A 19,972-nucleotide genomic window follows, 5' to 3' on the forward strand; every position below is an offset into this window, starting at 1 on the left:
TGATACAAATGTAATTAAAAATAATAGTATTACTATCGATAATAATTATTTAACTTTTATTTGTGTATTGATTAATCTCAATTATTATAGTGAGGAATAAAAAAAGGAGCTGTTCAAAATTACTTTTGACAACTCCTAGATTTTTATTTATTGTTTGGTCTATCGTGGCTCACCGTTTTTACCGGGAGCGCCATTTTTTCCATTCTCGGTTCCTATTGCATCTGATCCATTCTCGCCAGGGCTACCGTCTTTGCCTGTTTTAAGTGAGATGCAACTAGCCAAAGTGATACTTAACAGCGCAATGATGTACTTTTTCATAGTAGAGAGTTACAAGTCATTACCGCAGGTTTTTCAATACCCATCAATTCAAGTATTGTTGGGGCTATATCACCTAAAACTCCGTCGTGAACGTTTCTTATTTCTTTGTCTACCAATAAAAACGGAACTGGATTGGTGGTGTGTGCGGTATTGGGGCTACCGTCAGGGTTAATCATCGTTTCGCAATTTCCATGATCAGCAATTACAAGTGTAGTGTAGCTGTGAGCTAGAGCTGTTGTAATGACTTTTTCTACGCATTTATCAACTGCTTCACAGGCCTGAATTGCTGCGCTCATGATTCCGGTATGTCCTACCATATCGCCATTGGCAAAGTTCAAACAGACAAAATCAACTTCTTCTTTTTCTAACTCAGGAATCAATGCTTCAGTTAATTCATAGGCACTCATCTGGGGTTGTAAATCGTAAGTGGCTACTTTTGGTGAGTTTTTTAAAATTCGGCTTTCACCAATGAATGGCTGCTCTCTACCACCCGAAAAAAAGAAAGTTACGTGTGGATATTTCTCTGTTTCTGCAATTCGAATTTGTTTTTTGTTGGCTTTTTCGAGCACTTCACCTAGTGTTTCGGTGATATTATCTTTGTTGTAAACTACTTTAACGTTGGTATAGGTTTCGTCATAATTTGTTAACGTAACATAATACAAGTTTAGTTTGTGCATGTTTTGTTCGTGACAATCCATTTGGCATAAAACCTCTGTAAGTTCGCGCCCTCTATCAGTTCTGAAATTAAAAAACACTACCACATCATCCTCTTCAATTAATGCAAGCGGTTGATGACATTCGTTAACCATTACAATCGGATTGATGAATTCATCGGTAATATTTTCATCATAACTGGCTGCTATCGACGCTGCTGCATCAGTCGATGGAGTTCCAACACCATTAACCATTAAATCGTAAGCAAGTTTTACGCGTTCCCAACGTCTGTCTCGGTCCATTGCGTAATAACGGCCAATTACAGAGGCAATTTTTACTTTAGTAGGAGCAATATAGTCTTGAAGATCTTGAATGTATTTTTTTCCTGATTTAGGATCAACATCGCGTCCGTCAGTAAAAGCGTGTACGTATACATTTTCAAGTCCGTATTCTTGTGTGGCATCAATCAATCCGCGTAAATGCGAGGTGTGTGAGTGTACTCCTCCGTCAGATACAAGACCTAAAAAATGTACTTTTTTATTATTCATTTTAGCATAGGTGAAGGCATCAATAAGTACTTGCTCTTTTGCAAGTGTACCGTGTGCTACCGCTAAATTAATTTTTGCTAAATCTTGGTAAACAATACGTCCTGCGCCAAGATTCATGTGGCCTACTTCGCTATTACCCATTTGTCCTTCTGGTAGGCCAACATTTAAGCCATCGGTGCGCAATTGCGCACTAGGATAGTTCACATACAAACGATTTATAAACGGTACATGAGCGTTGTCAATTGCAGATACTTTCGGGTCGGGTGATTTTCCCCAACCGTCCAAAATCATTAGAATTACTTTCTTATTCATCTGTTTTAGTTTTAAACAAAGGTAAAGTATTTCTAAAAATCTTGAGGAACATGAAAACCACAATTGCGTAATAGCTTAAATAGCTTTACAAAAAATGATAATTCTTTTATTTGCAGTTGTAATTTTTAAAATTAATGCAGTTATAAGTGTTTTGATACCTGATTTGCATCTATAAAATAGCGTATGCTAATAGAGAAAACATGATTCAAGGCATCATTATTTAATAAAGAAGTTACGTTATTTGCGAATTCCTTATTGATGCTTCGATCAAATTTACCAGCGTTATTGCGGTATAAAACTGATACTTGACTGCCAGGAGCAAACCACCAATTGTATGATAAGTCAGCATTCCAAGTGTAAAAACTTGAATTCTTGTTCGCGCTGTACGTATTGTTTGAGTTCAAGCGGCCATCATTACCCAAAGTAAGCGCATTTTTGTTTTCGGCATACGACCAATAATGACGTAATGCGATGTTAAAAGTCATTTGACTGTTTAGTGAATATTTACCTGATAAGGTGTTGGCATAAGTTACCACATTGCGGTTAGCAAAAACTATTGTGTTGGGAGTTGCCGCATTTTGGTCATCATTTACACTATCAATAAAACCTTTGTTGTTGTTTTGTCGTGAGAAATTAAAATTGTAATTCAATGATAATTTGTCATTGAAACGGTATCTCGGTCCCACAGAGAAGCCATATGATTTACGACCTGCTTCATCAAAAATAGAGAATGATGGATTAAAATCAAGAGCAAAAGGATTGTTGTAATTGGTTGAAATATAAATAAAACCGCCAATTCTAGTTGGGCGAATTACAAACCTATCAGCGGCACGAGGTTCGTAATAATCATAAGTTTCTACAGGGTTAGCATCAAATCCGAAACCAATGTAGTGGTTTTGTTTAGTGTTTGAATTCACCTGATAATTGATGTTACTAGACTGAATTTTTCCAGTCTCTTTTTGAAATTGATGGTAGGTATTAATTCTAGTATTAAAACTATTGAAATATTTGGTTGATTTTAAAATACGGTAACTGGTATTCCCATAAATGCTGTAATAGTTGGTTTCAAAATTGATGCCCAAATCATTATTATCAAAATCTTTGGTCATCACATCAGCACCAATCCCGTAGCGGAATTTTCCGCTTGTTTCTGCAAAATTAAGTTGCGAATTGATTCCTGTTTTGGTTGTGCCCTCATTGACATAACTGTATTTAAAATCACCCGATAAATTGTAGGTGTTTTTTTTAGTATTCAAATCCCATACTAGCGCCGTTACGTTTCCGTCTCTAAAATTTCCGTTGCGGGTTACATTGGTATTCACAAATGAAACTGAGGAATTTTTGCGAAAGCGCTGGTCAAGTACCAAGACATTGTAATTTGCTAACGGTTCTAATAATTCTCTGCGTGTTTCTCCAGTTACGGTGTTAGCAATAGTTGCCGATGTTTTTTGAGTAACGGCATTTAAAATTCCTACTCCAAGGCCATTTTTAGTTCTTCCCGATACTTTAAAGGCATTTATTAAACTTACGTTAGCAGGATTTTCAATAAGAACTTCATTGGTTCCTACTGATGGTGAATTTGTCGGATTACCACCAATTCTACGAGAATACACCAAGTTTCCTTTGCTAAATAAATCAGTTCCCTCTGTAAAAAAGGGTCTGTTTTCATTGAATTGCTGTTCAAAAGGACCTAAATTTAGGATTTGATCATCAAATTTTGTTTGTCCAAAATCAGGAATCAAAATCATATCTAAGGTAAAAGCGTCATTGATACCGTACTTTACATCTAGACCACCTTTGAGTGTACCTACTGTTTTTTGTCGAGAATTTGCATCAACATAAAAAGAGGAGTAAGGCAATAAAAAGAGTCGAGTTGGTGGTTTTATATTTTCAATTCCTTCTAAAATTCCGGTTTGTTGTGTAAAAGTACCTAATTTAGAGTCGATAAAATTCCAAGTGTATTTAAATCGGTCTCTTCGTACTTCTCTGAAAAAATTAAGTCCCCAAGTTTGTTTTTTCTCAGCTGAAAATCGCAATGCAGCATAAGGAATTCGCATTTCTACGTTCCAACCTTTATCTGTAATAACAGCTTTACTTCGCCACACAGCATCCCAAGAATAGTCCTCGCCATTGGTATCGGTTGTAATACAATCGGCTTGACCATCAGCAGCATTTACAAAAAATTGAAAATCTTGCTGCCCATCATTAAATCCATTGATAAATACTCCAAATACATCCGAAGTACCAAAATCATCGCGTTGTGTAATTTCACGAAGAATTTTTTCAGGATTTTCGTCATTCATTACAGCCGCGATATAAATAGCATCATTGTCATATAGAACGCGCACTTCAGTTTTCTTGTTCTCAGGAATGGGTTTGCCGTTATCTGGTTCAAAGGTGATAAAATCGCCCGCTATTGGTGCAGTTTGCCAAATTGCTTCGTTGACTTTTCCGTCTATCTCAATTTTATCTGTAATGAATTTAGTTTCTAATTTTTTTCTTTGACCAAAGCTGTAAATGGAGCTTAAAAAAAGTGTCAACAAGATTAGTTTTTTCATGAAACGATTGATTGGTTGATTTGATGATGATTGTAAAACCAAAATAGCTTCAAGAGAAATCTCTTTTAAGTGCATTACAGTTTGCATTAATAGACTAATTTGTATGTGAAATGTTACAGTTGTGGATTGAAAAATATTATTTTAACACATTCGCATCAATAAAATAGCGTATACTAATCGATAACACACTAGTTAGGTCGCTGTTAAAGACGTTTTTTAAATTCGTGTTTAAATTTTTCTCTACTGTACTAGCACGTTGCAAGCCGTAATTGCGATATAAAAGTGAAATTTCACTGCCGGGCGCAAACCACCATGAGTAGGATAAATCAAAGTTCCAAGAGTTAAAATTACGGTCTTTGTTTAAATTGTAACTATTGTTAGAAGTTAAAAATCCATTAGGCTGCAGGGTGAAAAATTCTCGATTTTTGGAGTATGACCAATAGTAGCGTGCAGTTAGGTTGAGCGTCATCTTATTATTGATGGAGTATTTTCCAGTAAGGTCGTTTTGCAGGATTTCGCGGTTTCGTTCGGTAAAAATAACTTCATCATTGTCTCCAAAATCAACCCATCCGCGATCTTGATTTAATTTTGAGTAATCGATAGCAAATGCTAAAGATAGTTTGTCATTAAAACGGTACTTTGGAGCAGCGTAAAATTCGTAAGTATTGCGCCCACGTTCGTCAAATTTTACATAGCTTACAGTCATATCCACCAAAAAAGTATTGTTTCTATTTAACTCAAAACCAAAATAAGTGGCTAAATTTCGTGGTCTGTAAACGTAACTGCCTTCAGAGCGTGGTTCATAGAAATCATATACTGTAAAAGGACTTGCTGTTACTCCTAGTTCAAAATAGTTGTTGTTTAAGGTAGTTCCTTTAATAACAGTTTTATACCAAGCTTCTTGCATTTTACCGGTAGTGTTTTGCAATTCTAAATTCAGTTCTTGCTCCACTTTTAAAGTGTTAAACACTTTGGTAGGGTTTAAAATGCGATAGCTACCATTAACAGAAGCAGCATGATAATTGGTATAAAAAATAATACCTAAATCGTTGATATCGTAGTTCTCAGATAAATATTTTCCTGAAAATAAATAACGATAGCGACCACTAGTTTTTTCAAAATTGATGCTTGTTTTGTAGCCACTGAAATTTTGTGTATCGTTTACATGGCTGAACTTAAAATCGCCGTACAAATTATATGTGTTTTCTTTAGTGCTTAAATCATAAAGTAAAGCAGATGCATTGGCATCTCTAAAACCGCCATTTCTAGTAGTGTTAGCATTTACAAAAGTAACCGATGAATTTTGATTGAATCGTTGGTCCAGCACTAACATATTATAATTAACCAAGGGTTCAATCACGGCTTTGCGTTTACTTCCAGTGGCTTCGTCTAGAATTGTTGCTTTTGTTACCTCGGTAATGGCATTCAAAAATCCAACTCCAAGTCCTTTTTCGGTACGGCCTGAAACTTTTACTGCATTTATTAAATTGACTGTACTTGGATAATCGACAATCTGTTCAGTGTTATTTAATTCGGGTTCACTAGTTGGAGATCCGCCAATTCTACGGGAATAAAATAATCCACCTTTGTTAAATAAATCTGTTCCTTCAGTAAAAAAAGGTCTATTTTCTTCAAAACGTTGTTCGAAGGGTAATAAGTTTAAGATGGCATTATCAAATTTTGTTTGTCCAAAATCAGGTACAAGAATGGCGTCTAGCGTAAATGAATCATTGATTCCGTATTTAATGTCAAGTCCCGCTTTAAAAGTATTGTCATAACCAATATCACTTTTTTGTGCATAGGCTGATGCATACGGAATAAGAAATAATCGAGTAGGGGTCTTGATATTTGAAATCCCTTCTAAAATTCCGGCTTGCGGAATTACAGCGCCAATTTTGGTATCAATACGATTCCAAGTATATTTTTGAACGTCTCTTTTTATTTCACGCATAAAGTTTAAGCCCCAAACTTGCTGTTCTGATTTTGAAAAACGCAAAGCAGCATATGGGATTTTCATTTCTACAGACCATCCAAAATCAGTCAATAAAACTTCGCTGTCCCAAATAGCATCCCAAGTAAAGTCTTCAAAATCTTCTGTTGCTAAGCAGTCCATTTGTACTCCTGCAGCACTAACAAAAAAACGAAAATCTTGCTGTCCGTCGTTAAACCCGTTGATATAGACCGCAAAATGATCCGATACTCCAAAAACATCTCGGTTAGTTAATTCCTTTTGAATTTTACTCGGTTCATTATCATAAAGCAGTGCCGAAATGTAAATAGCGTCATTGTCATAAACGATTTTTACCTCTGTTTTTTTATCCGCACTAATGGGTTTTCCATTATCGGGTTCAAACATGATAAAGTCCGAAGCTGCTGCAGTTGAAGCCCAGATAGCTTCGTTTGTTTTGCCGTCAATAATGATGCTTTCGGTGGTTTTTTTAGCTTGAAGTATTTTTTTTTGACTGTAATTATTTACAGAAAATAATAGCAGAACAAGTGCTATTACGTATTGTGGTTTTGGCATGAAATGGTTAGTTAGTTGTATACAAAAGTAATAAAATTAACATAGAAATTGCTGTTTTTGTCAATCTCTCCTGCTAATTTGTTTAAATTACAAAAGCACTTGTCAGAATAAAATTGTGTTAAAAATTATTCATTTCTCAATAAATACCTTAGGTTTGCAAACCCAAATTTATTTACAACCTAAAGATAATCAATGATTTATAATACACTTCTTACGCTTTTTATTGCCTTTTGCTCACTATTTTTACTTTCTAAAAATGTTGCTGCCATTCCATCAGAAACCAAACATTCATTTGTTGCTAGTAACGACGTCAAGAACCTTGACGAAGTAGAGGCTATCTATCAAGATTTACAGCTTAAAAACAAACAAATCCCAACTTTAGAAAGTTTTCAGCAAGCAGTAGAAGCTTACACCAATCTAAAGAACAAAGGACTCGTGCAAAAAGAACTGCTTACTATTATTGATTTTAGTTTGTCAGCAAATACCAAGCGACTGTGGGTAATTGATATGGCAACTAACGAAGTTAAATTTCATTCTTTGGTATCGCATGGACGCAATACTGGCGAAGAGTTTGCTACTTCATTTTCGAACGCTGCAGAATCTTTTAAAAGTAGTCTTGGTCTTTATCTAACTGCTGAGGTTTATTCTGGCAAACATGGTTTATCTCTTAAATTAGATGGTCTCGAAAAAGGAGTAAATGATCACGCAAGGGCAAGAGGTATCGTTATGCATGCCGCCGATTATGTTTCGGAATCTTTTATAAAAAACAATCAAAGGTTGGGCAGAAGCCAAGGTTGTCCTGCTGTACCAAGTAATATTTCTAAAGAAATTATTAATCTTATTAAAAATAAATCTTGCTTTTTTATCTATCATCCTTCGCGTGCAGTTGCTTTGGGAGGAACATTTGTTTCATAATTTATAGTTGAAAAATCCAATTATCTAAAAAAAGAATCAAATTTTGGTTTAAAACTGAAGGTTAGAAAGTTTGATTTTCGGTTTTGATTATTAATTTTTAATTTTTTTTTCGTCAAAATTATTGATGATAAGATTTTCACTGTAAATAAATTAGGTACGAAAATGTACTTTGTTGAGGTCTAAAAGCGGAGTGAATTTTAGTTTTTTTCAGAAAAAAACTTGCAGGAAAGCAAAGTTATTAAGTATATTTGCACCGTTGTAATGCGAAAGTAGCTCAGTTGGTAGAGCTCCAGCCTTCCAAGCTGGTTGTCGCGAGTTCGAGCCTCGTCTTTCGCTCTAGGTTTCAAATCTAGCTTTGAAACAAAAAATAAGTATTACAATGCGAAAGTAGCTCAGTTGGTAGAGCTCCAGCCTTCCAAGCTGGTTGTCGCGAGTTCGAGCCTCGTCTTTCGCTCAAAGCCTCAAACATTTGTTTGGGGCTTTTTTTATGCAATGTATTCACCTCTTATTTGTAGATTCAATTTAAACCATAAAAAAAATCCAAAGCAAACTACTTTGGATTTTTTTAATTTCCTTATTTCAAAGCGCTCAAATCAGAACCAGATGGTAACTCCTCTGCTAATTGATTTTTCAAGAAGAGTCTTGCTGTTAAGGGGCCTTTTAGTTTTACTTTGTCTGATTTCACCTCAATCCAACTTCCTTCGCGCAGGCCCAAAACTGGAGCCGAGTTGTACGCGTGAAATTCTTTAATACGGGTTTCTCGTGTTTCGCCCATGTGAGTAGATCTTGGATCAGGATCCAAATAGTGTGGGTTGATATTAAACGGTATGATTCCTAATGTTTGAAAACTTGGTGGATAAGCAATTGGCATATCATTTGTCGTTTGCATACTCAAGCCACAAATATTACTTCCCGCACTACATCCCAAATAAGGAGTTCCTTTTTTTACTACATCAGCGAGAACGGTCATGATTTTGTTTTTGTATAATTGGGATACAAGCAGAAAAGTATTGCCACCGCCGGTAAAAATCCCTTCAGCATTGCAAATAGCACTTTCAGGATTGTCATATTCATGAATGCCAACGACTTTTTTATTGATCTTGGCAAATGCACTTTTTACTTTATCGGTATATTCTTCATGGCTCATTCCGCCTGGCCTTGCAAATGGAATAAAAAGAATAGTATTGCATTGACTGAATAGCAATTCTAATTCAGGAAGTAAATATTGTAAATAATCTTCATTAGCTAATGTCGAGGTACTCGCTATGATGGCGTTTTTCATAGATTAATATAATTTTTTTGATAAAGGTATTAAAGTCTGTTTTTGTATTCCTTTTTAATTAACATTTTTTTACCACGGCATTAGTATTAAATTTGGAGTTGAGTATGATACTTTTACGTGCTTAGGGATTAAGGTATGCTACAAACAATAAGGATATACTGTTTATTTTTGGTTCTTTTTGGTTTTAATTTGTTTGCGCAAAATGCAAATAGATCAATTGTAAAAGGTCGAGTTGAGGTTGTTCGTGCAGATGCGGCAGGGATTTATGTCGCTAATAAGACTACAAATGATGTTGTGCAGACAGATGCAGAGGGTAATTTTGAAATAAAAGCTACCGCGGGTGATGCCCTTTGTTTCACTGCTCCTCAGTATAAAGAATTTTGTTTGGTGCTCACTGCAATTATTTTACAAAAAGAGGTTTTGTCAGTTTTTTTGAAACGAATTGTCAATGAACTCGATGAGGTAGTTGTTTCAGAGAAAGTAAGTGCTACCAGTTTGGGGATTATCCCGAAGGGGCAAAAAGTATACACGCCTGCAGAACGGAAGTTATATACGGCTACACATTTAAATGCTTCGGCAAATGCGGGCACTATGATGGGAGGATCTATTTCGGCTGATCCACTTTTGAATTGGATTTCTGGAAGAACGAAAATGTTAAAAAAAGAACTGCAAATAGAGAAAAAGGAACGATACATGCAGCAATTTGAAGCTTTATTTTTGTCTGATTATTTAATTAGTAAACTTAAAATTCCTGCAGATTATGTAAAAGGTTTTGAGTACTTTGCCATCGAAGATCCTCAATTTGTGGCCTCTTTACAATCTAAAAATAAATCAATGAGTCAATTTTTAATTAATGATTTGGCCATAAAATATAAAAAAATAATAAGTGAATAAATACAGAGTCCTATTGTTGCTATTTTTTTTGCTGTTGATGCAAGGCATTAGTGCGCAAGTCAATGTAAGTCGTCAGTTAAAAGGTCGGGTTGTTGCGGACTCGGTAAGTGTTGACAGAATCAATATCAACAACATAACAAGCAAAGTTTTGGTGCTTTCTCAAAGTGACGGTACTTTTGAAATTGAGGTTAAAAACGGTGACGTACTTGTCTTTTCTGCCGTTAATTTAGAAACCGTGCGAAGAACAATTTCAGCGATAGATCAAGGATCTGGAAATGAAATGCAAATTCGAATGTATTCTAAAAGTATCATTTTAAAAGAAGTGGTTATTGCCGAATCGTCTATTACGGCTGAAAGTTTAGGGATTATTCCGTATGGTCAAAAAAAATATACCGCAGCAGAACGTAAGTTGTATACTGCAACTTCTGGGGGCGGAATAGACGGCTTATTAAACACTATTTCTGGAAGGAAGGCCATGCTGAAAAAGGAGATTTTGGTCGAAAAAAAAGAAAGCAATTTATATCGATTAGAAGCTTTATTTGACGAAACCTATTTTACTGAAACCTTAAAAGTGCCGCAAGATTATGTAAAAGGATTTTTATATTATTGTGTTGAAGATAATGCTCTTGCAGCGGCATTGAAGGCCAAAAACAAAACATTAGTTATGTTTTTAATTGTGCCATTGGCTGAAAAGTACAACCAACTTCGAATGAGTGAAAACTAGTATCTACCTCCTTTTGTTTGGATTTAGCACTGCGGTAATGCTGGCGCAAGATCAAAAACTAACTTCGATTCGAGGTTTAGTTGTATGTCAAGAGCAATCCATCGCCGACGCTACAATTAGAAATTCGACAACGGGGCAAGAAGTTAAAAGCACCACTATGGGAAGTTTTTCTATTTTAGCAAAAACAGGAGATGAACTACTTGTTTCGGCGTTCAATTATGAGACTGTTCGAAAAATAATAACAGCACAAGATTTACTTTCAAGCGTTATAAAATTTGAACTTCCACAAAAAATCACGGTATTACCCGAAGTCATTGTAAAGGATCAATCGATTACGGCACGCTCGATTCGAGCTCAGATCACAGAACCCAAACGCTTCACGCCAGCCGAGCGAAAACTTCAAACAGCTGGAGATTTTAAACCAATTATGTTGTTGGGATTACTTGGTGGTTCAATGCCGCTCGATCCTTTGATTAATAAAATTAATGGGCGAACGAAAAGATTAAAAGTATTGGTTGCCTTAGAGAAAAAGGAGCAAGTAGTAAAGCTTTTGTCGGAATGGTTTGAGCCTAATTTCTACACCGATCAACTACAAATTCCATCGGAGTTTTGTTCTGGTTTTAAATTTTTCGTTGCTGAAGAACCTTCTTTTGTAGTTTTAATGGATACTCGGGATACAAATAAAATTGCTTTTGAGCTGGCTATATTGGCTGTAAAATACAAAGGTTTTTTGGATTCACGTGAATAGAGATAACCTTTATTTATTTGATAATGAATTGTATTAAATTACTTTTAATCGTATATTCCTAAAGTCATTTGCTGTTTTTTTTGCATTCTATTAAAAAAATCATAATTTTTTTCGAAACGATATGAAACCTTTTGCGTTTTTTGGCGTCTAACAAGTTCTAGTTCGTAAATGCTATTGGCTTAAAAGGAATTATTGTTTAAAAAATGAAAAAATCTGTTGTAGTTATTTTACTGGCATTGTTAAGTTTAACGGTGTCTTCATTTGCATATCACAAATTTTATGTAGGTCTTTTTCAGGTAAATTTTGTGCCTGAAAAGAAAATGCTACAAGTAACTGCTCGGTTGTTTGTTGATGATTTAAATTTGGCATTGGGGAAAAAATACAACAAAAAAGTGTACTTGGGAGACCAAAAAGAAACCACAGAAGATGTCGTTTTATTGAAAAAGTATTTGAACGAAAAATTCAATATCAAAATAAACAATCAAAGTAAACCGTTTTTCTTTGTTACTAAAGAATTAGAAGGCGATGTTTTGGTTTGTTACCTTCGGGTAAATGAAGTAAAAAAAATATCGGAGCTCGAAGTATTTAACAGTTTGCTTACGGAGAGTAGTTCAGAGCAACAAAATATCATGCATTTTAATATAAAAGGAACTAAAAATACGTTACTGTTGACCAATAGTTCTGTTCGAGGAATGTTAAAGTACTAAATTAACAGGCTTGTAATCACTAAAATTCTTAATTTCACACCAGATAATAACCAGATTTCTACCTATGAAAAAATTGTCCTTTTTACTATTTTTTCCTGCGATGCTTTTCGCACAGGAAAAACCGGCTACAGTCGCGCCAAGACAACCAGGCAAATACGACACCAATAAGTTTAGCCAAATGTACGATTTGATGGCTACGCCAAACATGTTTCGTACTGCTTCTGGAGCGCCAGGTCCAGCTTACTACCAACAGCAGGCAGACTACAAAATCAACATTGAGCTTGATGACAAAAAATCAAGATTAACTGGTTCTGAAACCATCACTTATACTAACAATTCACCAGATACTTTAGAGTATTTATGGGTACAATTAGACCAAAACCAACAAAATAAAAACTCACAAACTCCTTTGGCAGAAAGTCAGAGAATGGATCAAGTTTTGCCTGCATCAAATTTTGCAAGCAAGTTTTTCAAAGATCCATTAGAGCGTGGTTTTAATATTGAGCAAGTAAAAGATGCAAAGGGCAATCCTTTATCATACGTGATCAATCAAACCATGATGCGTATCAATTTAGCTACTCCTTTAAAACCGGGTGAGAAATTCTCATTTGGAATTAATTGGTGGTACAACATTAACAATTATAGAGCAGAAGGTGGTCGTTCTGGCTACGAATTATTCGAAAAAGAAGGCAATAAATTATATGTAATTGCTCAATTTTATCCAAGAATGGCAGTGTATAATGATGTTGAAGGTTGGCAAAACATGCAATTCTGGGGAACAGGTGAGTTTACTTTACCTTTCGGAAACTTTGACGTAAACATTACTGTTCCTGCTGATCACGTGATGGAAGCAACTGGAGAGTTAATGAACCGTAGCGAAGTATTTACCCCAGAGCAGGTTAAAAGATACGAATTGGCAACAAAATCATATGATAAGCCAGTAGTTATTGTAACTCAAGCAGAAGCTGAGGCGGCTGAAAAAGGTTTCTCAGATAAAAAGAAAACATGGAAATTTAGCGCAAAAAACGTAAGAGATTTTGGTATTGCTACGTCTAGAAAGTTCATATATGATGCAATGGCTGTAAAACTGAGCGAAAAAACAGTTATGGCAGTATCAGTTTATCCAAAAGAAGCAAACCCATTGTGGGGAGAAACTTCAACTAGAACTGTGGCGCACACTTTAAAAAGCTATTCAGCACACACTTTTGATTATCCTTACCCAAAAGCAGTTTCAGTATCTGCCGAAGATCAAGGAATGGAATACCCAATGATTTGCTGGAACTATGGTCGTCCTGACGAAAAAGGAGTAACTAGCGATCGTATTAAAAACGGAATGATTGGTGTAGTAATTCACGAGGTTGGACACAACTTTTTCCCGATGATCGTTAATTCAGATGAGCGTCAATGGTCTTGGATGGACGAAGGATTGAACACGTTTATGCAATACATGGCTGAGCAAGAAATGAATGTTAATTTCCCTTCAAGCCGCGGACCTGCTAGTAAAATAGTTCCTTACATGAGCGGTGATCAAAAATTCTTGGAGCCAATTATGTCTAACTCTGAAACGATTGTTCAATTTGGATCTAATGCTTACGGAAAGCCAGCAACAGGTTTGAACATTTTGAGAGAAACAATCATGGGAAGAGAATTATTTGACCATGCATTCAAAGTTTATGCTAACAGATGGAAATTCAAACACCCAACTCCAGAAGATTTCTTCAGAACAATGGAAGATGCTTCAGCAGTTGATTTAGATTGGTTTTTTAGAGGTTGGTTTTATTCTACAGACTATGTGGATATCGGCGTAAAAGAGGTGAAGCAATATTTTGTTTCTGAAACTGCAACTAAAGAATTAAAAGATGCGGTAGTACGCAGAGGTCGTTTCGGACAAGAAAAAGGACCTTTCGTTTACTTAGTTCCTGGAACAAGCGAGGAATTACCTGCGAAAGATAAAAAAGCATTGGCTATTTCAGATGTGAATTTACTATCTGATTACGTAAACAAAAACTTCTCAGCAGAAGAAAAAGCGGCGATTAAAGCACCTAAATTCTTTTATGAAGTAGAGTTCAACAAGCCAGGCGGAATGTTAATGCCTATTATTGTGGAGTTAACTTACGAAGATGATACTAAAGAAGTATTCAAGTATCCAGCTCAAATTTGGAGAAAAAATAATGATACTGCCAAAAAAGTTTACGCTACTGCAAAGGCAATCAAAAAAATTCAAGTAGATCCAAAATTAGAAACTGCTGATATTGATGTAACCAATAACACTTGGCCAAAAGAAGAAGTAAAATCTAAATTTGACTAAACTTAAAAACAAAAAAAGACTCTGTAAAGAGTCTTTTTTTTTTATGAAATAATTAAAAGTCAAAGTAGCAAAAAGTAATATCTTTGTCTTTGAAATAAAACAACACTATTATGTTCGGTATAGGAGGAGGCGAATTAGTTTTTATCATGTTTATTGTGCTCATGCTTTTTGGATCAGATAAAATTCCTGAAATCGCTCGCACTTTGGGTAAGACTATGGCACAGCTAAAAAACGCAACAAACGATATTAAGAATGAAATTCAAAAAGGAGCAGAAGCTAATGGTTTTGACTCTAAATCATTAACTGATTTCACAGGAAATATTACTAGCGAAATCAATAAAGCAAAAGAAAATTTGCTAGGTGATACAACTCAATTTACAAGTATTACAGAGGGTTTTAATAACGAAATCAATACTGTGAAAGACAATTTAATTGTAGATACAACGAAGCCTGTTGATGCTGCTAAAGAAGTTATTGAGGAAATTGAAGGTCCTATCAAACGCCAAATGTAATGATTGACAAACTACGTGCAATTGATATTGATTTATTCGTTTTTCTTAACGGTTTAGGTTCAGAGTCTTTCGATCCGTTTTGGTTGTTGGTAACTAAACAAATCAACTGGATTCCTCTTTTTTTGTTATTGCTATACCTTATTTACTCTAAGATAGGTGTCAAACAAACCATTTATTTACTTGTTTTTGTAGCGTTGTTAGTGACGTTTACGGATCAAGTTACGAACTTATTTAAAAATAGTTTTCAACGCTTGAGACCATCCAACAATACTGATATTAACTCTTTCATTCGAGTAGTGCAGCAACGTGGCTCATATAGCTTTTTTTCAGGCCATGCTTCTAATTCTATGGCAGTTGCGACTTTTATATTTTGTATTTTTCGATCTCAATTTAAATATTTTGGCTTCATTTTTTTATGGCCGTTGGTTTTTGCTTACAGCCGAATTTATCTTGGATTACATTATCCGTTAGATATTCTTACTGGCTATTTATTTGGAGTTTTAAGTGGTTATTTAGTATTCAAAACCTATTCTCATTTTCAAAAAAAGTTTTTTCCGCTAGGACGATAATGTTGAAAACAGTTGAATTAAATTTTTAGTATAAAATTCAAAATCCGAAATCATCTTACTCATTGTAGTAACATGATTTCGAATTTTTTATGCAGAAAAGTGATTCCTGCTATTTACAAAACACGGCTGACCGTCAAACCATCTCGAATGGGTAATAAAACAGTTTCCACTCTTGGGTCTGTAGCTAAAAGTTGGTTGTATTCTAATAATACTTTTGTGCTCACATCTTTTGGGTTCAAGGGTTCTAAAACTTTACCACTCCAAAGTACATTATCAGATAAAATAATGCCGCCCGTATTCATTTTTGGCAGAATCAATTCAAAATACTCGAGGTAATTTTCTTTATCTGCATCAATAAAAACCAAATCAAATTTAAGTTCTAGCGTGGGTATAATATGTACTGCTTCGCCTAAATGTTGCACAATTTGTGCTCCCCAAGGCGATTTGTCAAAGTGCTTTCGCTGAAAATCGATTAACTCTTCTTTGATGTCAATCGTATGCAATTGCCCTCCTTTTTGCATGCCTTCGCAAAGGCATAATGCAGAATAGCCAGTATAGGTTCCTATTTCTAGGATGTTTAATGGTCTAATTAGCTTAGATAACATGCTCAAAACACGACCTTGAAAATGACCGCTTAGCATTCGCGGCAGCAGAATTTTTTGGTAAGTTTCTTTATTCAAAGCCGCTAATAATGCAGGTTCTTTTTCAGAATGTTGTTCGATGTAATCCTCTAATTCAGGCGAAATAAAATGCATGATTCAATTTTTTTGCTGTGGAATGCAAAGGTACCAAATTATAAAATCAACAAGTGTGCATTTCTTTAAATTGATGGAATAAATCAACAAATAGTCATTAAATTTGCAGCATGGAAATCGATAAAAAAGACATACGATCTTTAACAAAAGAGCAACTTCGTGATTTTTTTGTGGCTAATGGCGAAAAAGCTTTTCGAGGCAATCAAGTGTATGAATGGTTGTGGAGCAAAGGAGCCCATAGTTTTGAAGATATGACTAATGTTTCAAAAGGAACACGCAGCATGCTCGAACAGCACTTTGTTATTAATCATATTATGGTTGATACGATGCAACGGTCAGAAGACGGAACGGTTAAAAACGCTGTTCGTTTGCATGATGGTTTGGTTGTGGAGTCGGTTTTAATTCCTACCGCTACCAGAACAACTGCTTGCGTTTCTAGTCAAGTTGGGTGCAGTTTAGATTGTAATTTTTGTGCTACGGCACGACTAAAAAGAATGCGCAACCTGGAACCTGCCGAAATTTATGATCAGGTTATTGCCATCGATAAGGAAAGTCGTTTGTACTACAATCATCCCTTGTCAAATATTGTTTTCATGGGAATGGGTGAACCGCTTATGAATTACAACAATGTTTTGAAGGCGATTGAAATGATTACTTCTACAGAAGGTCTTGGAATGTCTCCAAAGCGTATTATGGTTTCTACATCAGGCGTTCCTAAAATGATAAAAAAGCTAGCTGATGACGATGTGAAATTCAAATTGGCTGTCTCTTTACACTCTGCAATTGATGAGGTTCGCGCACGAATTATGCCTTTTAGCACTAGTTTTCCATTAGCTGATTTGCGTGAATCGTTAGAGTATTGGTACCGTAAAACAAAAAGTAAGGTTTCGTATGAATACGTGGTTTGGAAAGGTATTAATGACAACAAACAAGCCGTTGATGCATTGGTTAAGTTTTGTAAATACGTGCCTTGCAAAGTGAACTTGATTGAATACAACCCAATTGATGATGGCGAATTTCAACAAGCCTCCGAAGAGTCGATCAATAACTACATTAAAGCACTAGAAGCTAGCGGAATTGTGGTAAAAGTACGTCGAAGCCGTGGTAAAGATATTGATGCTGCCTGCGGTCAATTGGCAAACAAAGAAGCTTAAGAAATTACTGCTTAATAATAATCCAAAAGAAGATGCTTTGTTGCCTGATTTCTTGCTAATATCGTATCTTTGGAACTCATGAATATCACTTCGCAAATAAAACAGCCCATTTTTGATGAAATGGAACTTTTTGAAAAAAAGTTCTACGAGTCGATGTCTTCACAAGTGGCGCTTTTAAACCGCATTACGTATTATATTGTCAATCGCAAAGGCAAGCAAATGCGTCCGATGTTTGTTTTTTTGACTGCAAAAATGTTAGCGTCAGGCCAAGTTAATGAACGTACCTATCGCGGTGCTTGCGTCATTGAACTTATTCATACTGCTACTTTAGTTCATGATGATGTAGTTGATGATAGTAACAGACGCCGAGGTTTTTTCTCCATAAATGCACTTTGGAAAAATAAAATTGCCGTTTTAGTAGGCGATTATTTGCTCTCTAAAGGTTTGTTGCTCTCTATTGATTACGGCGATTTTGATTTGTTGCGCATTATTTCAGTTGCCGTTCGCGAAATGAGTGAAGGCGAATTGTTGCAAATAGAAAAAGCCCGCCGACTTGACATTACCGAAGAGGTTTACTACGAAATTATACGTAAAAAAACGGCAACACTAATTGCTGCTTGTTGCGCGCTTGGTGCACAATCAGTGATTGAAGATGCCGTGCAAGTAGAAAACATGCGCAAATTTGGCGAACTCATTGGTATGGCATTTCAAATTAAAGACGATTTGTTTGACTACACAGATGAAGCCATCGGAAAACCAACAGGAATTGATATCAAAGAGCAAAAAATGACCTTGCCATTGATACATGTATTGAATACTTGCACTTCAAAAGAAAAAAGTTGGTTGATCAATTCCATCAAAAATCACAATAAAGATAAAAAACGCGTCAAAGAGGTTATCGCTTTTGTAAAAAATAATCAAGGTTTGGCTTACGCCGAAAATAAAATGATGCAATTTCAAGCTGAGGCATTGAGTTTACTGGCTAATTATCCAGATTCCGACTTCAAAGCAGCCTTGGTTTTGATGGTGAATTATGTAATAGAACGTAAAAAATAGTCCCTTTTTTTGCTTTCAGAATTCCTTTTTTAAATTTTTTTTGAAAAAAATTAACCTCCCATGCAACCATTTTACAACGACAAGCGTCTATGCTAATAGAAGTCTGTATGAAACGGACTTGAGATAAAAGTAGAGCAAGAACCACGCACATGAAAGTGATACACTTACATCAAGAAGAACGAGAATTAATTCAGTTGGCTGTCGAGCAAAACCGACAAGCACAACAGAAAATTTATTCGCAATTCGCTCCCAAAATGTTAAGCGTATGCAGGCAATACATCAAAGACTTGCAGCAAGCAGAAGATGTAATGCTAACCGCTTTCATGAAGGTGTTTACCAATCTTAATCATTTTGAACACAAAGGAAGTTTTGAAGGTTGGATACGCCGCATCATTGTAAATGAGTGTATTTCATTTTTAAGAGTTCATAAAAAAATGAATTATACCGAAGATGAATTTTTTGTTGAAGAATCTCAGGATACAATAACAGATCAATTTTCGGTGGAGCAAATTCAATTTTTAATTGATAATTTACCTGAAGGGTACCGAGCTGTTTTTAACTTGTACGCTATCGAAGGCTACAAACATCATGAAATAGCGAGTCTTTTAGGCATTGCCGAAGGAACTTCAAAATCTCAGTTATCGCATGCGCGCAGAATGTTACAAGAACAGGTGCAAACCTTAAAATCATACCGAAATGGAACCGAATAATTTCGAAAAACAAATAAAAGAACGCTTGGATGCTCGTGAGATTCAGCCTTCTGAAATGGCTTGGTCCAAACTAGATGCTATGTTAACTGCAGCTAGCCCAAGTTTAGGTGAGCAGTCAAAACCAAAAAATAAATTTCCGTGGATGTACTTGGCAGCAAGTTTTGTTGGTGTTTTATTGCTATCTACTTTGTTTTTTAGGAGTAATAATAGCGATATAATTCCATCAAAAACTACTGTAGTTGGTGTTGAAAGTAGGACTTCGAATGAAATTGAAAAAGGACAGCCAGGTTCGGAAAGTCCAAAAGAGGAAGTGGCAGTACAAACTTCTTCTGCAAAAGGGCTGCAGGCTGTAAAACAAAATGTTAGTCTAAAGTCTTTACCTATTCTAAACTCGAATAGTGTACATAAAAATGAAATTGCTCAAAAAACAACTGCTGAGAACAAGGGAGTAATGCCAATGACAACAGTTGACGATGTTCAAAAAAGAACTATTTCATTATCTGCGGCGCGCTTGTTGGCAGAGGTAACTAACGAGAATTTTCAATCTGAGGCTAATTTAAAAAGTAACAATAGATCTGCAACATCAATTGTAGTTCAGCCTGATCAGTTGTTGTCAAAGGCTGAATCAGAATTAAATCAGACCTTCAAAGAGTCGGCAATTAATAAATTCAATAAAAACTTTAACGCGATTAGAACGGTCTTAGTAAACAGAAATTACGAATAA

At 35.5% G+C, this 19,972-nt stretch carries 18 protein-coding genes and 2 tRNA genes; 14 read left to right on the top strand and 6 right to left on the bottom strand.

The window, feature by feature from the left end; all coding sequences use genetic code 11:
- Positions 1-159: 159 nt before the first annotated feature.
- The 4 genes from G9Q29_RS03360 to G9Q29_RS03375 form a co-directional block, all read right to left on the bottom strand.
- Complete coding sequence (locus G9Q29_RS03360; protein WP_166133267.1) at positions 160-318, bottom strand: hypothetical protein; 159 nt, start codon at positions 316-318, stop codon at positions 160-162.
- Entirely contained in the window at positions 315-1,832 is a 1,518-nt protein-coding gene (gpmI, locus tag G9Q29_RS03365) for a 2,3-bisphosphoglycerate-independent phosphoglycerate mutase (protein WP_166133269.1), read from the bottom strand. Before gpmI ends, G9Q29_RS03360 begins: the two co-directional genes overlap by 4 nt.
- A gap of 140 nt (positions 1,833-1,972) precedes the next feature.
- Positions 1,973-4,390, bottom strand: coding sequence for a DUF5916 domain-containing protein (locus G9Q29_RS03370; protein ID WP_166133568.1), 2,418 nt, complete (start codon positions 4,388-4,390; stop codon positions 1,973-1,975).
- Between the two features lie 136 nt (positions 4,391-4,526).
- On the bottom strand, positions 4,527-6,914 hold the full coding sequence (locus tag G9Q29_RS03375; protein WP_166133271.1) for a DUF5916 domain-containing protein: 2,388 nt from the start codon (positions 6,912-6,914) through the stop codon (positions 4,527-4,529).
- A gap of 192 nt (positions 6,915-7,106) precedes the next feature.
- On the opposite strand from G9Q29_RS03375, the gene G9Q29_RS03380 reads away from it, so the two are divergent.
- The 3 genes from G9Q29_RS03380 to G9Q29_RS03390 all read left to right on the top strand — a co-directional run bounded on the left by G9Q29_RS03380 (position 7,107) and on the right by G9Q29_RS03390 (position 8,283).
- Positions 7,107-7,829 carry a murein L,D-transpeptidase catalytic domain family protein gene (locus G9Q29_RS03380; RefSeq protein ID WP_166133273.1) on the top strand — a complete coding sequence of 241 codons (723 nt, stop codon included), beginning with the start codon at positions 7,107-7,109 and terminating at the stop codon, positions 7,827-7,829.
- Positions 7,830-8,092: 263 nt separating this feature from the next.
- Positions 8,093-8,165 (top strand) — tRNA-Gly (locus tag G9Q29_RS03385).
- A gap of 45 nt (positions 8,166-8,210) precedes the next feature.
- Positions 8,211-8,283: transfer RNA gene (locus G9Q29_RS03390), tRNA-Gly, on the top strand.
- Positions 8,284-8,403: 120 nt separating this feature from the next.
- Here the strand turns inward: G9Q29_RS03390 and pepE are convergent.
- Positions 8,404-9,111 carry a dipeptidase PepE gene (pepE, locus tag G9Q29_RS03395; RefSeq protein ID WP_166133275.1) on the bottom strand — a complete coding sequence of 236 codons (708 nt, stop codon included), beginning with the start codon at positions 9,109-9,111 and terminating at the stop codon, positions 8,404-8,406.
- A gap of 135 nt (positions 9,112-9,246) precedes the next feature.
- Here pepE and G9Q29_RS03400 point away from each other — a divergent pair, with 135 nt between their 5' ends.
- From G9Q29_RS03400 to G9Q29_RS03430, 7 genes are all read left to right on the top strand, one after another.
- Complete coding sequence (locus tag G9Q29_RS03400; RefSeq protein ID WP_166133277.1) at positions 9,247-10,005, top strand: hypothetical protein; 759 nt, start codon at positions 9,247-9,249, stop codon at positions 10,003-10,005.
- Positions 9,998-10,729 carry a hypothetical protein gene (locus G9Q29_RS03405; RefSeq protein ID WP_317164725.1) on the top strand — a complete coding sequence of 244 codons (732 nt, stop codon included), beginning with the start codon at positions 9,998-10,000 and terminating at the stop codon, positions 10,727-10,729. Before G9Q29_RS03400 ends, G9Q29_RS03405 begins: the two co-directional genes overlap by 8 nt.
- Positions 10,719-11,477, top strand: coding sequence for a hypothetical protein (locus G9Q29_RS03410; protein ID WP_166133279.1), 759 nt, complete (start codon positions 10,719-10,721; stop codon positions 11,475-11,477). Before G9Q29_RS03405 ends, G9Q29_RS03410 begins: the two co-directional genes overlap by 11 nt.
- A gap of 203 nt (positions 11,478-11,680) precedes the next feature.
- Positions 11,681-12,184, top strand: coding sequence for a DUF6702 family protein (locus G9Q29_RS03415; protein ID WP_166133282.1), 504 nt, complete (start codon positions 11,681-11,683; stop codon positions 12,182-12,184).
- 64 nt (positions 12,185-12,248) lie between these two features.
- On the top strand, positions 12,249-14,492 hold the full coding sequence (locus tag G9Q29_RS03420) for a M1 family metallopeptidase (protein WP_166133284.1): 2,244 nt from the start codon (positions 12,249-12,251) through the stop codon (positions 14,490-14,492).
- Positions 14,493-14,602: 110 nt separating this feature from the next.
- A complete protein-coding gene (locus G9Q29_RS03425) occupies positions 14,603-15,004 on the top strand; it encodes a twin-arginine translocase TatA/TatE family subunit (RefSeq protein ID WP_166133286.1) in 402 nt (133 codons plus the stop codon).
- Positions 15,004-15,573 carry a phosphatase PAP2 family protein gene (locus G9Q29_RS03430; RefSeq protein WP_166133288.1) on the top strand — a complete coding sequence of 190 codons (570 nt, stop codon included), beginning with the start codon at positions 15,004-15,006 and terminating at the stop codon, positions 15,571-15,573. The genes G9Q29_RS03425 and G9Q29_RS03430 overlap by 1 nt, the downstream gene beginning before the upstream one ends.
- Before the next feature lie 113 nt (positions 15,574-15,686).
- Here the strand turns inward: G9Q29_RS03430 and G9Q29_RS03435 are convergent, their stop codons facing one another.
- Positions 15,687-16,328, bottom strand: a complete 642-nt coding sequence (locus G9Q29_RS03435; RefSeq protein ID WP_166133290.1) for an O-methyltransferase — start codon at positions 16,326-16,328, stop codon at positions 15,687-15,689.
- A gap of 110 nt (positions 16,329-16,438) precedes the next feature.
- On the opposite strand from G9Q29_RS03435, the gene rlmN reads away from it, so the two are divergent.
- The 4 genes from rlmN (at position 16,439) to G9Q29_RS03455 (ending at position 19,972) form a co-directional block, all read left to right on the top strand.
- Positions 16,439-17,482 (top strand): 23S rRNA (adenine(2503)-C(2))-methyltransferase RlmN, encoded by a 1,044-nt coding sequence (rlmN, locus tag G9Q29_RS03440; RefSeq protein WP_166133292.1) that lies wholly within the window; start codon positions 16,439-16,441, stop codon positions 17,480-17,482.
- Positions 17,483-17,560: 78 nt separating this feature from the next.
- Positions 17,561-18,538 (top strand): polyprenyl synthetase family protein, encoded by a 978-nt coding sequence (locus G9Q29_RS03445; RefSeq protein ID WP_166133294.1) that lies wholly within the window; start codon positions 17,561-17,563, stop codon positions 18,536-18,538.
- Positions 18,539-18,687: 149 nt separating this feature from the next.
- On the top strand, positions 18,688-19,248 hold the full coding sequence (locus G9Q29_RS03450; protein ID WP_166133296.1) for an RNA polymerase sigma factor: 561 nt from the start codon (positions 18,688-18,690) through the stop codon (positions 19,246-19,248).
- Positions 19,235-19,972, top strand: coding sequence for a hypothetical protein (locus G9Q29_RS03455; protein ID WP_166133298.1), 738 nt, complete (start codon positions 19,235-19,237; stop codon positions 19,970-19,972). Before G9Q29_RS03450 ends, G9Q29_RS03455 begins: the two co-directional genes overlap by 14 nt.

The organism is Flavobacterium turcicum (assembly GCF_011365745.1).
GTDB lineage: Bacteria > Bacteroidota > Bacteroidia > Flavobacteriales > Flavobacteriaceae > Flavobacterium > Flavobacterium turcicum.

Excerpts from the sequence above, each read along its gene's own strand:
- G9Q29_RS03450 (WP_166133296.1), top strand. The coding sequence starts at position 18,688 with ATGAAAGTGATACACTTACATCAAGAAGAACGAGAATTAATTCAGTTG.
- G9Q29_RS03430 (WP_166133288.1), top strand. The coding sequence starts at position 15,004 with ATGATTGACAAACTACGTGCAATTGATATTGATTTATTCGTTTTTCTT.
- G9Q29_RS03425 (WP_166133286.1), top strand. The coding sequence starts at position 14,603 with ATGTTCGGTATAGGAGGAGGCGAATTAGTTTTTATCATGTTTATTGTG.
- G9Q29_RS03370 (WP_166133568.1), bottom strand. The coding sequence starts at position 4,390 with ATGAAAAAACTAATCTTGTTGACACTTTTTTTAAGCTCCATTTACAGC.
- G9Q29_RS03455 (WP_166133298.1), top strand. The coding sequence starts at position 19,235 with ATGGAACCGAATAATTTCGAAAAACAAATAAAAGAACGCTTGGATGCT.
- G9Q29_RS03420 (WP_166133284.1), top strand. The coding sequence starts at position 12,249 with ATGAAAAAATTGTCCTTTTTACTATTTTTTCCTGCGATGCTTTTCGCA.
- G9Q29_RS03400 (WP_166133277.1), top strand. The coding sequence starts at position 9,247 with ATGCTACAAACAATAAGGATATACTGTTTATTTTTGGTTCTTTTTGGT.
- G9Q29_RS03445 (WP_166133294.1), top strand. The coding sequence starts at position 17,561 with ATGAATATCACTTCGCAAATAAAACAGCCCATTTTTGATGAAATGGAA.
- G9Q29_RS03375 (WP_166133271.1), bottom strand. The coding sequence starts at position 6,914 with ATGCCAAAACCACAATACGTAATAGCACTTGTTCTGCTATTATTTTCT.
- G9Q29_RS03360 (WP_166133267.1), bottom strand. The coding sequence starts at position 318 with ATGAAAAAGTACATCATTGCGCTGTTAAGTATCACTTTGGCTAGTTGC.
- G9Q29_RS03380 (WP_166133273.1), top strand. The coding sequence starts at position 7,107 with ATGATTTATAATACACTTCTTACGCTTTTTATTGCCTTTTGCTCACTA.
- pepE (WP_166133275.1), bottom strand. The coding sequence starts at position 9,111 with ATGAAAAACGCCATCATAGCGAGTACCTCGACATTAGCTAATGAAGAT.
- rlmN (WP_166133292.1), top strand. The coding sequence starts at position 16,439 with ATGGAAATCGATAAAAAAGACATACGATCTTTAACAAAAGAGCAACTT.
- G9Q29_RS03435 (WP_166133290.1), bottom strand. The coding sequence starts at position 16,328 with ATGCATTTTATTTCGCCTGAATTAGAGGATTACATCGAACAACATTCT.
- G9Q29_RS03415 (WP_166133282.1), top strand. The coding sequence starts at position 11,681 with ATGAAAAAATCTGTTGTAGTTATTTTACTGGCATTGTTAAGTTTAACG.
- gpmI (WP_166133269.1), bottom strand. The coding sequence starts at position 1,832 with ATGAATAAGAAAGTAATTCTAATGATTTTGGACGGTTGGGGAAAATCA.